The 12930-nt window shown below is 43.1% G+C and carries 14 protein-coding genes; all 14 read left to right on the top strand.

Annotated elements, in window-relative coordinates; all coding sequences use genetic code 11:
* Positions 1-76: 76 nt before the first annotated feature.
* The 14 genes from der (at position 77) to aroC (ending at position 12927) form a co-directional block, all read left to right on the top strand.
* Positions 77-1387, top strand: coding sequence for a ribosome biogenesis GTPase Der (gene der, locus M1J35_RS16435; RefSeq protein WP_034760591.1), 1311 nt, complete (start codon positions 77-79; stop codon positions 1385-1387).
* A 16-nt stretch (positions 1388-1403) separates the two neighbouring features.
* Positions 1404-2450 carry an NAD(P)H-dependent glycerol-3-phosphate dehydrogenase gene (locus M1J35_RS16430; protein WP_224519619.1) on the top strand — a complete coding sequence of 349 codons (1047 nt, stop codon included), beginning with the start codon at positions 1404-1406 and terminating at the stop codon, positions 2448-2450.
* Positions 2451-2790: 340 nt separating this feature from the next.
* The gene (locus M1J35_RS16425) at positions 2791-2979 is read left to right on the top strand and encodes a DUF2768 domain-containing protein (RefSeq protein WP_079533131.1); all 189 of its coding nucleotides are present in this window, start codon (positions 2791-2793) and stop codon (positions 2977-2979) included.
* Positions 2980-3007: 28 nt separating this feature from the next.
* On the top strand, positions 3008-3718 hold the full coding sequence (locus M1J35_RS16420; protein WP_224519620.1) for a hypothetical protein: 711 nt from the start codon (positions 3008-3010) through the stop codon (positions 3716-3718).
* Between the two features lie 253 nt (positions 3719-3971).
* Positions 3972-5450, top strand: a complete 1479-nt coding sequence (gene spoIVA / locus M1J35_RS16415) for a stage IV sporulation protein A (protein WP_034758333.1) — start codon at positions 3972-3974, stop codon at positions 5448-5450.
* A gap of 597 nt (positions 5451-6047) precedes the next feature.
* Positions 6048-6320: an HU family DNA-binding protein gene (locus M1J35_RS16410; protein ID WP_034758336.1), complete on the top strand. Its 273-nt coding sequence runs from the start codon at positions 6048-6050 to the stop codon at positions 6318-6320.
* A gap of 228 nt (positions 6321-6548) precedes the next feature.
* The gene (folE, locus tag M1J35_RS16405; RefSeq protein ID WP_034758338.1) at positions 6549-7115 is read left to right on the top strand and encodes a GTP cyclohydrolase I FolE; all 567 of its coding nucleotides are present in this window, start codon (positions 6549-6551) and stop codon (positions 7113-7115) included.
* A gap of 12 nt (positions 7116-7127) precedes the next feature.
* Positions 7128-7349, top strand: coding sequence for a trp RNA-binding attenuation protein MtrB (mtrB, locus tag M1J35_RS16400; RefSeq protein ID WP_034758340.1), 222 nt, complete (start codon positions 7128-7130; stop codon positions 7347-7349).
* Between the two features lie 199 nt (positions 7350-7548).
* Positions 7549-8382, top strand: a complete 834-nt coding sequence (locus M1J35_RS16395) for a heptaprenyl diphosphate synthase component 1 (RefSeq protein WP_224519621.1) — start codon at positions 7549-7551, stop codon at positions 8380-8382.
* Between the two features lie 6 nt (positions 8383-8388).
* The gene (locus tag M1J35_RS16390; protein ID WP_224519622.1) at positions 8389-9090 is read left to right on the top strand and encodes a demethylmenaquinone methyltransferase; all 702 of its coding nucleotides are present in this window, start codon (positions 8389-8391) and stop codon (positions 9088-9090) included.
* Positions 9091-9117: 27 nt separating this feature from the next.
* The gene (gene hepT / locus M1J35_RS16385) at positions 9118-10080 is read left to right on the top strand and encodes a heptaprenyl diphosphate synthase component II (protein ID WP_254651755.1); all 963 of its coding nucleotides are present in this window, start codon (positions 9118-9120) and stop codon (positions 10078-10080) included.
* 101 nt (positions 10081-10181) lie between these two features.
* The gene (gene ndk, locus M1J35_RS16380) at positions 10182-10628 is read left to right on the top strand and encodes a nucleoside-diphosphate kinase (RefSeq protein WP_034758349.1); all 447 of its coding nucleotides are present in this window, start codon (positions 10182-10184) and stop codon (positions 10626-10628) included.
* A gap of 136 nt (positions 10629-10764) precedes the next feature.
* Positions 10765-11538 carry a CheR family methyltransferase gene (locus tag M1J35_RS16375; protein WP_254651754.1) on the top strand — a complete coding sequence of 258 codons (774 nt, stop codon included), beginning with the start codon at positions 10765-10767 and terminating at the stop codon, positions 11536-11538.
* Positions 11539-11754: 216 nt separating this feature from the next.
* Positions 11755-12927, top strand: coding sequence for a chorismate synthase (gene aroC, locus M1J35_RS16370; RefSeq protein ID WP_254651753.1), 1173 nt, complete (start codon positions 11755-11757; stop codon positions 12925-12927).
* The last annotated feature ends 3 nt before the right edge of the window (positions 12928-12930 follow it).

Below are 12930 nucleotides of genomic sequence, written 5' to 3'. Positions count from 1 at the left end.
TAATGAAAATGATTGAACAGGCTTAAAAAGAGGAAATGTAAGAACGAAACAACTTCTTACAGAAAGGGTGATGAACGTGACTAAACCAGTAGTAGCAATCGTAGGGCGTCCGAACGTCGGGAAGTCCACGATCTTTAATAGAATTGTTGGGGAAAGAATATCCATCGTTGAAGATGTACCTGGTGTAACAAGGGACCGAATATATAGTTCTGCAGAATGGCTGACGCATGAATTTAATATCATCGATACAGGCGGGATTGAACTGGGAAATGAACCATTCCTGGATCAGATCAGGCAGCAGGCTGAAATTGCGATTGATGAAGCCGATGTCATTGTATTCTTGACCAATGGCCGTGAAGGTGTCACAGCCGCTGATGAAATCGTTGCCAAAATTCTTTACAGATCAAAGAAACCGGTCGTATTAGGGATAAACAAAATCGATAATCCAGAAATGAGGGAAATGGTTTATGATTTCTACTCTTTAGGATTTGGCGAACCGTATCCTATTTCAGGTTCCCATGGACTTGGTCTTGGAGATCTGCTCGACGAGGTCGTCAAGAACTTCAAACAGGAAGAGGAAGAGGACTATGCGGAAGATGTCATCAAATTTTCTTTGATCGGACGTCCGAATGTAGGGAAATCTTCTTTAGTGAACGCTTTATTAGGGGAAGACCGTGTCATCGTCAGTAACGTAGCGGGTACGACGCGGGATGCCATTGACTCCTCCTATACGTATGATGGACAGGACTACGTCATCATTGACACAGCGGGTATGAGGAAAAAAGGGAAAGTGTATGAAACCACTGAAAAATATAGTGTATTAAGAGCTCTCAGAGCCATTGAGCGCTCAGATGTCGTCCTATCCGTCATAGACGGTGAGGAAGGGATCATCGAGCAGGACAAGAAAATCGCAGGGTATGCACATGATGCCGGCCGTGCTGTCGTCATTGTCGTGAATAAATGGGATGCCGTGGACAAAGATGAGAAAACCATGAATAAATGGGAAAAAAATATCAGGGAACATTTTCAATTCCTTGACTATGCTCCAATCGTCTTCCTTTCTGCGAAAACAAAGAAACGCATTCACACATTGCTGCCTATCATTAATACGGCAAGTGAAAATCACGCCATGCGTGTACAATCCAGTGTGTTGAACGAAGTGGTCATGGATGCTGTTGCCATGAATCCGACACCGACGGATAATGGAAAGAGATTACGGATTTACTATGCGACACAAGTGGCTGTAAAGCCTCCTACTTTCGTTGTGTTCGTCAATGACCCTGAATTAATGCACTTCTCTTACGAACGATTCTTGGAAAATAGAATCCGTGATGCATTTGGATTTGAAGGAACCCCTATTCGTATTATTGCTCGTGCTAGAAAATAATAAGGTGGGTGTAAAAATGAAAAGTTCAAAAAATGTAACGGTAATCGGAGCAGGAAGCTGGGGCACGGCCCTGGCGATGGTACTGGCTGATAATGGACTGGAAGTTAGGCTATGGGGCCACAAAAAAGAACAAATCGAAGAAATCAATTCCAAGCATACGAATCATAAGTATTTGAAAGACATCGAGCTTCCTCACTCCATTATTGGTTATCACGACCTTGGGGAGTCATTGGATGGTGTCGATACCATCATTCTGGCCGTTCCGACGAAAGCGATCCGCGGGGTCCTCGGGCAAATTCAAGAGGTTCAACGTGCCCCGTTGACCGTGGTCCATGTAAGTAAGGGGATTGAACCTGATTCCCTCCTCAGAATTTCAGAATTGATCGAAGATGAAATGGCACCTGAGAATTTACATACAGTCGTGGTACTATCAGGACCAAGCCACGCTGAAGAAGTGAGCTTAAGGCATCCAACGACTGTGACCGTTTCATCTAAGGATATGAAGGCTGCTGAAGAAGTTCAGGACCTCTTCATGAACATGAATTTCCGTGTGTACACAAATCCGGATCTCCTGGGTGTAGAAATTGGTGGGGCTTTAAAGAATATCATCGCCCTTGCTGCCGGAATTACAGACGGCTTGGGATACGGGGATAACGCCAAAGCGGCTCTGATTACACGCGGGCTTGCTGAGATTGCCCGTCTGGGAACGAAGATGGGTGCGAATCCCCTGACGTTTTCAGGATTAACGGGAATCGGTGACCTCATCGTAACGTGTACAAGTGTGCACTCGAGAAACTGGAGAGCCGGGAATATGCTCGGAAAGGGTCATAATCTGGATGAGGTCCTGGCCAACATGGGAATGGTCGTAGAAGGGGTTCGCACGACGAAAGCGGCCCATCAGCTTGCTGAGAAGTATGAAGTGAATATGCCGATTACGGATGCACTGTACGATGTCCTCTTCAATAAAGTTGAAGCGAAAGAAGCCGTTGATCATTTGATGGGTCGCGTGAAAACGAATGAAATGGAAGACCTTGTGAATATTCTGGGTGAACGCTTAACCTAATCCGGAAAATAGGACTGTATGAATGATTATTTTTGCATAATGCACAATTATTCCTCGATTTATAGGCATTCGAGGATGCTTACACGGATCTTTCTGCATACACTGTCATGAATATATACAGCTTTGCCTATGGATGGGTAGGTCTCCCTTATTTAGAGCTTCTCTTAGTATGTTGACGTCTATGATGCTGACATACTTGAGAAGCTTTTTTTGATCTTTCATCCATAAGCTCCCCCTTTAAGGTTGTAACAGATTATTGAACAACCATTCTTTTCTATTCTTTAGTAAAAATCTTATGATATAATACATTCGATAACAGGAGGGATGTACTTTGGATTCGATGATGAAGATGTGGATTTCGTTTGCCTCGATGGGATTCATGTTTTTTGCCATATTAACGATTTATTTCAGCAGATATAAGATTAAGCAGAAATTCCTGCGTTTTATCACAGCTTTCATGGCATACATACTGATGATCGCTGGTGGGCTCATGATGATTTATATAGTATTAAGCGGACCTACCAATTAGGGCCGCCCGATTGAAAGGACGTTTTAGATTGAAGCGCTTTAGTATAGCAGCATTACTCCTCATACTTACGATGAGCATACTTTCCGGCTGTTTGTATCCGGATGAAGAATTAAGTCAGAATCAGATTCCTTATGAAACCCAGGTGAAGGCAGTACAAGAGGCAGTGGAAACCTATCAGAAAGATAATAGCGGACTGCTTCCGATCAAGACCAGGGATCAGGATACTCCCATCTATCAGAAATATCCGATTGATTTCAGGAAATTATCCCCCAGATACTTACCCGAAATTCCGGGGAATGCCTTTGAGAATGGAGGAATCTTTCAATATGTTCTAGTGAATGTGGAAGAAAATCCCGAAGTCAAGATATTCGATCTTCGTATGGCTGAACAAATAAGGGAATTGAAAATCAGGATCCAGGCACAGGACTACCCTCCGTTTAAAAAAGAAGTTGCAAACAATGTCTATACCCTGAATTATAAGGAACTTGGCTATGACGAGGAAGTCTACGTGAATAGCCCTTATTCCAATAAAAATCTTCCCCTTGTCATCAATGGGGACGGCGACATTTATGTTGATTATTCAATGGATTTATTTGAAGAACTCAAATCGGGTGACAAAGATTATAAAAAAGGTGAAGATATCCGGAATTTACTAGTAAAAGATACATACTTTGTTCCTGCATATTCTTTACCGTATACGGTTGATGAAAATAACGAACCTGTCTTTATGACAAAATAGGCATAACCCTTTTCTTGCAAAATATATTGTAAGGGAAGGGTTATTATTTTTATGTCATCCTTTATAGGGTTATTTCATCAAAACAAATGATCATAAATGCTAAGACATAATAAATTTTTCACTTTTCATCATAAGGGGGGAAAAAAAGCATATTAATAGTCATAAGTCATTGGGACAACATCATAACTATAGAATGTGAGACACAGAATACACGGATGAAACATCCCTGGAATATAAGATGGGAGGGAATCTCTTGGAAAGAGTCGATCTATTTAAAGACATTGCCGAAAGAACAGGCGGAGATATCTATTTAGGTGTGGTAGGAGCAGTTAGAACAGGAAAATCAACATTCATCAAGAAGTTCATGGAACTTGTCGTCCTTCCTAACATCGCAAGCGAATCAGAGCGTGCAAGAGCGCAGGATGAGTTGCCTCAGAGTGCGGCAGGCAGGACGATCATGACGACCGAACCGAAATTTGTTCCGAATCAAGCCATCTCTGTTCACGTCGATGAAGGCCTCGAAGTGAATATTAGATTGGTAGATTGTGTAGGATATACGGTCCCTGGTGCCAAGGGATATGAGGATGAAAATGGACCCAGGATGATCAATACCCCATGGTATGAAGAGCCTATACCATTCCATGAGGCAGCCGAGATCGGCACGAGGAAAGTCATCCAGGAACATTCCACGATCGGAGTGGTTGTCACGACAGACGGCTCCATCGGGGAAATTGGCAGAGGGGACTACATTGAGGCAGAAGAAAGGGTCATAGAGGAACTGAAAGAAGTGGGTAAACCATTTATCATGGTCATCAACTCAGCGAGGCCTCATGCTCCTGAAACAGAAGACCTTAGAGTGAAACTTCAGGATAAATATGACATACCGGTCCTCGCCATGAGTGTGGAAAGTATGAGGGACTCGGATGTATTGAATGTCCTGAGAGAAGCGCTGTTTGAATTCCCGGTTCTTGAGGTAAATGTCAATCTTCCAAGCTGGGTAATGGTGCTGAAAGAAGAGCATTGGTTAAGACAGAACTACCAGGAAGCAGTGAAGGAAACAGTCAAGGACATTAAGCGACTCCGGGATGTGGATCGGGTTGTCCACTACTTCAGTGAATTCGATCATATCGAACGTGCGGGGCTTGCCGGCATCGATATGGGTCAGGGGATTGCTGAAATCGACCTGTACGCCCCGGATGAACTGTACGATGAAGTGTTGAAGGAAATTGTAGGGGTGGAAATTCGGGGGAAAGATCACTTGCTTGAATTAATGCAGGATTTCGCCCATGCGAAAGCCGAATATGATCAAATTTCAGACGCGCTGAGAATGGTGAAGCAGACTGGATACGGCATTGCTGCCCCTTCATTGAACGATATGAGCCTGGATGAACCTGAAATCATCAGGCAAGGGGCAAGATTCGGTGTCAGCTTGAAAGCGGTGGCTCCATCCATACACATGATCAAAGTGGATGTTCAGTCCAAGTTTGAACCGATCATCGGGACAGAGAAACAGAGCGAAGAATTGGTGCGCTACCTGATGCAGGATTTCGAAGATGATCCACTCTCCATCTGGAACTCCGATATTTTCGGAAGAAGCTTGAGTTCCATCGTAAGAGAAGGTATTCAGGCAAAACTCTCCCTGATGCCTGAAAATGCAAGATATAAATTAAAGGATACATTAGAAAGAATCATCAACGAAGGATCGGGTGGATTGATCGCCATTATATTATAAATGTCTTTGACCTTCTTAGGAGGGTCATTTTTTTTGTTTGCTTTTTCTTTAAGAAATATTCCTCGGACTCTGGATTTTTCACAATGTATAATTATAAATTTCCAGTCGTCTGAAGGAAGGTTTTTGTCATTGCGTCATACCCTGTGAAGCATTGGTGTGTATGGGTTTGTGGAAGGTTTATGCCCTGGATGGATGCCATCATGGAAGGTATGCAAACCTGACGGGAAACGGATATGGATGTTTAAGGGATTCGGAGGTTGGGAAGTAAGTTAGAGTACCTGATAGATGAGGGTATCAGTTGCAGTCATCCGAAAGAAGTGATAGGTTGATTAGAGTGCGAGAATAAAGGGATGGATGGTGATTCTATTACATTTCTGTTGCAAATAAGAAAAGATTCCCATTATTTCTTGATTTGTTCTTGCTAAGGTTTATCTATTGTGATAATCTTTTAACAGAATTGTTGTTGAATATTGATTCAGCAACGTTTTCAAGCGTTTTTTCTACACATCATGTATAGAATTCGCTAAAGTTGTTTACTAATGATATTAAAGTAAATGAATCATGACTGAGACATTTCCTTGGGAGGAGGTGAATGGCATGAACAAGACAGAACTTATCAATGCTGTTGCAGAAGCTGCTGAGCTATCTAAGAAGGACGCTACTAAAGCGGTTGACGCTGTTTTCGATACAATTCAAAATTCACTTGCAAACGGTGATAAAGTACAATTAATCGGATTCGGTAACTTCGAAGTACGTGAGCGTGCAGCCCGTAAAGGTCGCAACCCACAAACAGGTGAAGAGATCGAAATCTCAGCTAGCAAAGTACCTGCTTTCAAACCAGGTAAAGCGCTTAAAGAAGCTGTAAAATAATTACATACTTTGAGCGTAACGGGAAGGTCGCATAATTATGCGGCCTTTTTGTTTTTCTCTACTAGTATGAAGTCTCCTCCCGAAAATTATGTATGAAGTTTTCTTCATTTATCGAGTATTTTATATTAAGATAAAACTTCTAAAGCACTAGTCTTTGATGACATTATGGGCTTGTGCTAATATTAACAATGTTACTATTTCTTTAAGTTATTTTAGGAGGACAACATTATGGCACAAGTCAATCATGGCCAAATAGAAGAAGCAGTTCGATTAATATTAGAAGCTATTGGAGAGAATCCTAATAGAGAAGGCTTATTAGATACGCCGAAACGCGTGGCGAAAATGTATGCAGAAGTTTTTTCAGGACTTGATCATGATCCGAAAGAATACTTTGAAACCATATTCAGTGAAGAACATGAAGAACTCGTACTGGTAAAGGACATTCCGTTCTATTCAATGTGCGAGCATCACCTAGTCCCTTTCTTCGGAAAAGCACATGTTGCGTATATTCCAAGGGATGGTAAGGTGGCAGGATTAAGCAAGCTTGCAAGGGCCGTTGAATCCGTTGCCAAGCGCCCTCAGCTGCAAGAAAGAATCACATCCACAGTGGCGGATACGATCATGGAAACCCTTCTTCCACACGGTGCCATGGTAGTCGTTGAAGCGGAGCATATGTGTATGACGATGAGAGGAGTGAAGAAGCCGGGATCCAGTACAGTGACGACAGCTGTCAGGGGGACGTTCAAAGAGGACGCTCAGGCACGCAGTGAAGTTCTTTCTTTCATAAAGAATTAGGAGTGACGACAAATGAATTCAAATGATTATATTGTCATCAAAGCAATAGAAGACGGCGTGAATGTGATCGGCCTGACAAGAGGGACGGACACAAGGTTTCATCATTCAGAGAAGCTGGATAAAGGGGAAGTGATGATCGCACAATTTACGGATCACACTTCTGCCATCAAGGTAAGAGGGAAAGCGACGATCGTCACCAGTTACGGCGAGGTTGAGAGTGATAATAAGAAATAATCTTCTATTCTGCTTTTGGCTGATAGAGAGAATAAAGGAGGGACGGACTAAGAAGTTTTCAGCTTCGTGGTCGTCCCCTTTGTTATAATCTCCTTAAGGGGGATGGGACTCATGTTCCCTATTGTGGAGGATTTTATGGTATAATATTTAATGCTGAAATTTTTAGACCGATACATAGTAGAAATGGGGATTACAGGGTATGAAATTCATTGATTGTAACCATCAAGCGAATATCATTCATCAATACATAGAAGAGCAGTTGCATCACTCTTATCTAAAGGAATATATCGATCAACCGTATATTGACCGGGACCGGATCTATTTTCTGCTCCTGCCTTTCGTAAGTGAAGGACGGACGATGAGTAAAGAAGTTGTACAGTGGATTTCGACTGCCATGTTATTGCAGATAGCCCTTGATACACATGAAAAGGTTACAATCTCTGAACGTGATTCCTTAAAGGAAAGGCAGCTGACAGTTCTCGCTGGAGTGTACTTCAGCAGCCTCTATTACAAGATCCTCGCAGAAACAGATGATGTTGAACTTATCTCACATTTAGCAAAAGCGATCAAAGAAATAAATGAAAGCAAAATTTCCATATACAAGGACGAGCATAAAAGCATCGCTGAACTCATGAAGAAGTTAAAGACCAGGGAATCAGCGATTGTGTCCAACTTCTATCGTTCCTTCGAAGACGATCAATGGATTGAGATCGTAGAAGAAGCACTGCTTTACAAGAAGCTCGTCCAGGAGAAAATAAGTCTTGGGCATTCGCAGTATACGAGCTTCATACGGGCTTTGACCACTTTATCCAACCGGACAGATCAGGCTTCACCGGACTTCCATTTAACAAAGGAAGAAGCGGGACATCTGCTGTCTCAAATAGATGAACTCATAGCAATGACAAAGAGAAAGGTCCAGGGGCAGTTAGAGACCATCGAGCCGGACACGCCCTATTTTAAGAAGCTTATTGTAGAGCTGTTACCTTATGTGGAGCCTGAACCAATGACCAAACTATACGCGGAAGAAGGGTAAAACAACATGCAGCAGTCGAAAGAACAAAAAGTTCATGGAGTATTTGAAAAGATTTATTCCAATTATGATAAGATGAACTCCGTAATCAGTTTCCAACAGCATATAAAATGGAGAAAAGATACCATGAAGCATATGAATGTGAAGCCTGGCTCCAAGGCGCTTGACGTTTGCTGCGGTACTGCGGACTGGACATTGGCCATGGGGGAAGAAGTCGGTGAGTCCGGCAACGTGGTGGGTCTTGATTTCAGTCAAAATATGCTTTCGATCGGTAAAGAGAAAGTCAAAGAGTCCCACCTGAACAATATCGAGCTGATTCATGGGAACGCCATGGAGCTCCCTTTCGACGATAACACGTTTGATTATGTGACCATTGGCTTCGGTTTGCGAAATGTACCTGACTATCTCCACGTCCTGAAGGAAATGAACCGCGTAGTGAAACCTGGAGGGATGGCCGTCTGCCTTGAAACCTCCCAACCTACCATGTTTGGCTTCAAGCAGATGTATTACGCATATTTCCGTTTTGTGATGCCCCTGTTCGGTAAGATATTCGCCAAGAGCTTTAATGAATATTCCTGGCTTCAGGAATCTGCAAGGGATTTTCCGGGCATGAAGGAGCTTGCACAGATGTTTGAAGAAGCAGGCTTTAAAGACATACATGTGAAGCCGTATAGTGGCGGGGTTGCTGCTATGCATTCCGGCAGAAAGTAAGAAATTCGTAAATTAGGTGGAAAAACTATGAAGCTAAACAGGATGTATTCGTTTCTTAAAGCGGATATAGATGAAATTGAAAAGGAATTGGAAGTGGCGATCGAGTCAGAATCCCTGCTTTTACAAGAGGCCTCCCTTCACCTTCTTCAAGCAGGTGGGAAGAGGATCCGGCCGGTGTTTGTTTTGCTGTCTGCCAAATTCGGACAATACGATATTAATATTGTAAAAAATGTAGCGGTAGCATTAGAGCTGATGCACATGGCTTCCCTCGTACACGACGATGTGATCGACGATGCAGAGTTGAGAAGAGGAAAACCGACGATTAAAGCCCAATGGGATAATCGTATCGCGATGTATACAGGGGATTATATATTTGCACGGGCCCTTGAATATATGACATCTATAAAAGTTCCTGAAGCACATCAGATTTTATCACACACACTGGTGGAATTATGTAAGGGTGAAATCGCTCAAATCGAAGATAAATACCGATTTGATCAGAATCTGCGGAATTATCTTTTACGGATCAAAAGGAAAACCGCCTTGCTTATTGCCGTAAGCTGCCAGCTCGGTGCTATTTCTTCCGGTGCACCTGAAGAGATTCACAGGCGTCTTTACCGATTTGGTTACAATGTAGGAATGAGTTTTCAGATCACGGATGATATCCTGGACCTTACAGCAAGTGAGGAAGAACTCGGGAAACCTGCGGGAAGTGACTTGTGGCAAGGGAATATCACCCTGCCGATCCTGTACGCCATGGAGTACCCGGATTTGAAATCCAAGATTGAACGAGTGACGGAATATACCACCCCCGACGAAATGAAAGAGGTCATATCTTCGATCCTGGCTACAGACGCCATCGACCGGTCCCATGATCTCAGCAGGATGTATCTGGACAGTGCCCTGAAAGACCTGGAGCACCTTCCATATAACCGCGTAAAGAAAAGCCTTAAAAATATCGCAAATTATATCGGCAAGAGAAAATATTAAGAAAATTTAAAATGGAAACGTTGCCAAAACCCCCGATCAGTGTTACTATTTTCGTGGGATGTCCTTAGGAATTCCATACATACATATTAGGAGTGGGGAAGATGGAAAAGACATTTTTAATGGTTAAGCCGGACGGCGTACAAAGAGGGTTAATCGGTGATATCGTATCACGTTTCGAAAAAAAGGGCTTTCAATTGGTAGGTGCCAAGCTTATGAGTATTTCAAACGAGCTTGCAGAAGAACATTATGGTGAGCACAAAGAACGACCATTCTTTGGGGAACTTGTTGACTTCATTACTTCTGGACCTGTATTTGCAATGGTTTGGCAGGGTGAAAACGTCATCACGACAGCACGTGGAATGATGGGTGCAACAAATCCAAAGGATGCTGCACTAGGTACGATCCGCGGTGATTTCGGTCTGACTGTAGGCAAGAACATCATCCACGGTTCCGACTCTGCTGAAAGCGCTGTAAGAGAAATCGGTCTATTTTTCAAAGAAGAAGAATTGGTTGAATATTCCAAGTTAATGAACGAGTGGGTTTACTAATAGCCTTTGCTATTTAGAAGCAGGTCGCATTTTGCGGCTTGCTTTTTTCTATGGATAAAGGTTAACTTTTCCCCGAAATGTTCGATATAGATAATATAGCTTTATACCTTTCGCAGCAAAGAGAGTGTGGATCTGAATGTCAAATGATTATACTGAATTTATTCAAGGGGTTAAACGAAAAACAGGGATTGATCTTTCCCTATATAAAGAAGCGCAGATGAAGAGGAGGCTGACTGCCCTATATGAAAAGAAAGGGTATGGAAGTTTTCAGGAATTTCTTGGTGCGTTGAATCGGGATCGAGAAGAAATGGAAGGGTTTCTGGATCGTATGACCATCAATGTGTCAGAATTCTTTCGCAACTACAAGCGTTGGGAAATACTGGAGACAAAGATCCTCCCGAGACTGTTAAGTGGGAATCCAGTACTGAAAGTATGGAGCGCAGCATGTTCAACCGGGGAAGAACCTTACACCCTTTCCATGATGCTGTCGAAGTATATGACCCTCTCAAACGGATCCATCACAGCTACAGATATAGACAAAAATGCCCTTCAGCGGGCCATGAACGGGGTCTATCCGGAAAGATCCCTAACCGAACTCCCGGAAGAAATGAAAAAAGTCCATTTCACCCAGGAAGGACCTTTATTTAAACTGAAGGACGAAGTAAAGCGAACGGTGAGCTTTAAGCAGCAAAACCTGCTTTCGGACCCATTCGAAGGGAAATATGATTTAATCGTGTGCAGAAATGTGATGATCTATTTCACCGAAGAAGCCAAAAACCTCCTTTACCATAAATTCAATCATTCACTAAAGCCAGGCGGCGTGCTCTTCGTAGGAAGCACAGAACAAATCTTCAACCCCTCACAATACGGCTTCGAAACAGAAGACACCTTCTTCTACAAAAAAATATAAACAACGGCGATGTCAATCCGCATATCCAAGAATCACTTTTTCATCCCTTAGGCTGATGAAGAAGTGCACTCTCAAAATATGATGGATTCACATCGTTTTATTTTTTTCAGGAAAATAGAATATTAGAAAAGTTTTTAAACGTAAGGACTAGGAAAGAATATAAATTCTATGTTATATTGGTACATAATTCTTTAACGAGTTGAAGGGGGAAAGTAAATGAGATACTTAACATCTGGAGAATCACATGGACCACAGTTAACGACCATCATTGAAGGGCTGCCGGCAGGAATGCCGCTTGAAGCTGAAGATATAAATGAAAACCTTGCAAGAAGGCAGAAAGGTTATGGGCGCGGACGAAGAATGCAGATAGAAAAGGACCGTGCTTCCATCGTCGGCGGGGTGAGGCATGGATATACCCTTGGTTCTCCTTTAGGATTGGTTGTGGAGAATAAAGACTGGACTCACTGGACGAAGGTGATGGGAATCGAGCCCCTTCTTGAGGGCGGAGAAGAAGAAGTGAAAAGAAAGATCTCGAGGCCGAGACCAGGTCACGCTGATCTCGTCGGCGGAATGAAATATGGACATAGAGATTTAAGGAATGTCCTGGAACGTTCGTCTGCCAGGGAGACGACTGTAAGGGTGGCAGCAGGAGCCGTTGCTAAGAAGCTGTTGAAGCTATTGGATATAGAAGTCGTCGGACATGTCCTTGAGATCGGAGGCATTAAAGCCGAAAAGCTTCATTATGATTCAATAAATGAACTGAGAGAGATCACGGAAGAATCTCCTGTCCGCTGCCTGGATGAAGAGGCTGCCGGGAAAATGATGAACCTGATAGATGAAGCGAAGCAGAATGGGGATTCCATAGGCGGGGTCGTGGAAGTCATTGTTGATGGGATGCCTGCAGGAGTAGGTAGTTATGTTCATTATGACCGTAAGCTTGATGCGAAAATTGCCATGGCTGTCATGAGTATCAACGCATTTAAAGGGGTCGAATTCGGCTTGGGCTTTGAAATGGCAAGAAAGCCTGGAAGTGAAGTGCATGACGAAATTGCATGGAGCGAAGAGCTTGGGTACTACAGGAAAACGAATCGTTTAGGAGGATTTGAAGGAGGTATGACAACGGGCATGCCGATCCGTGTCAAAGGTGTCATGAAGCCGATCCCGACTCTCTACAAACCTCTTCAGAGTGTAGACATCGAAACGAAGGAACCTTTTAAAGCAAGCATCGAGAGGTCGGATAGCTGTGCGGTTCCAGCTGCAAGCGTAGTAGCGGAAGCCGTAGTGGCATGGGAACTTGCTGCTGGCATCGTTGAACAATTCAATAGTGATCAATTTGAGAAACTTCGTCAGGATATCAACAGACAACGCCAGGAATCAAAGGAGTATTAATGA

Source organism: Rossellomorea sp. KS-H15a (genome assembly GCF_024195245.1).
Lineage (GTDB): Bacteria > Bacillota > Bacilli > Bacillales > Bacillaceae_B > Rossellomorea > Rossellomorea vietnamensis.
Note: the sequence above shows the minus strand (reverse complement) of the source record. Positions and strands in the feature narration are given on the sequence as shown.

What these genes read in the sequence shown, in the direction of transcription:
- M1J35_RS16395 (WP_224519621.1), top strand. Translation starts at nt 7,549, where the DNA reads ATGAAATTCATTGATTGTAACCATCAAGCGAATATCATTCATCAATAC.
- M1J35_RS16390 (WP_224519622.1), top strand. Translation starts at nt 8,389, where the DNA reads ATGCAGCAGTCGAAAGAACAAAAAGTTCATGGAGTATTTGAAAAGATT.
- folE (WP_034758338.1), top strand. Translation starts at nt 6,549, where the DNA reads ATGGCACAAGTCAATCATGGCCAAATAGAAGAAGCAGTTCGATTAATA.
- aroC (WP_254651753.1), top strand. Translation starts at nt 11,755, where the DNA reads ATGAGATACTTAACATCTGGAGAATCACATGGACCACAGTTAACGACC.
- M1J35_RS16425 (WP_079533131.1), top strand. Translation starts at nt 2,791, where the DNA reads ATGATGAAGATGTGGATTTCGTTTGCCTCGATGGGATTCATGTTTTTT.
- ndk (WP_034758349.1), top strand. Translation starts at nt 10,182, where the DNA reads ATGGAAAAGACATTTTTAATGGTTAAGCCGGACGGCGTACAAAGAGGG.
- M1J35_RS16430 (WP_224519619.1), top strand. Translation starts at nt 1,404, where the DNA reads ATGAAAAGTTCAAAAAATGTAACGGTAATCGGAGCAGGAAGCTGGGGC.
- hepT (WP_254651755.1), top strand. Translation starts at nt 9,118, where the DNA reads ATGAAGCTAAACAGGATGTATTCGTTTCTTAAAGCGGATATAGATGAA.
- mtrB (WP_034758340.1), top strand. Translation starts at nt 7,128, where the DNA reads ATGAATTCAAATGATTATATTGTCATCAAAGCAATAGAAGACGGCGTG.
- M1J35_RS16410 (WP_034758336.1), top strand. Translation starts at nt 6,048, where the DNA reads ATGAACAAGACAGAACTTATCAATGCTGTTGCAGAAGCTGCTGAGCTA.
- M1J35_RS16375 (WP_254651754.1), top strand. Translation starts at nt 10,765, where the DNA reads ATGTCAAATGATTATACTGAATTTATTCAAGGGGTTAAACGAAAAACA.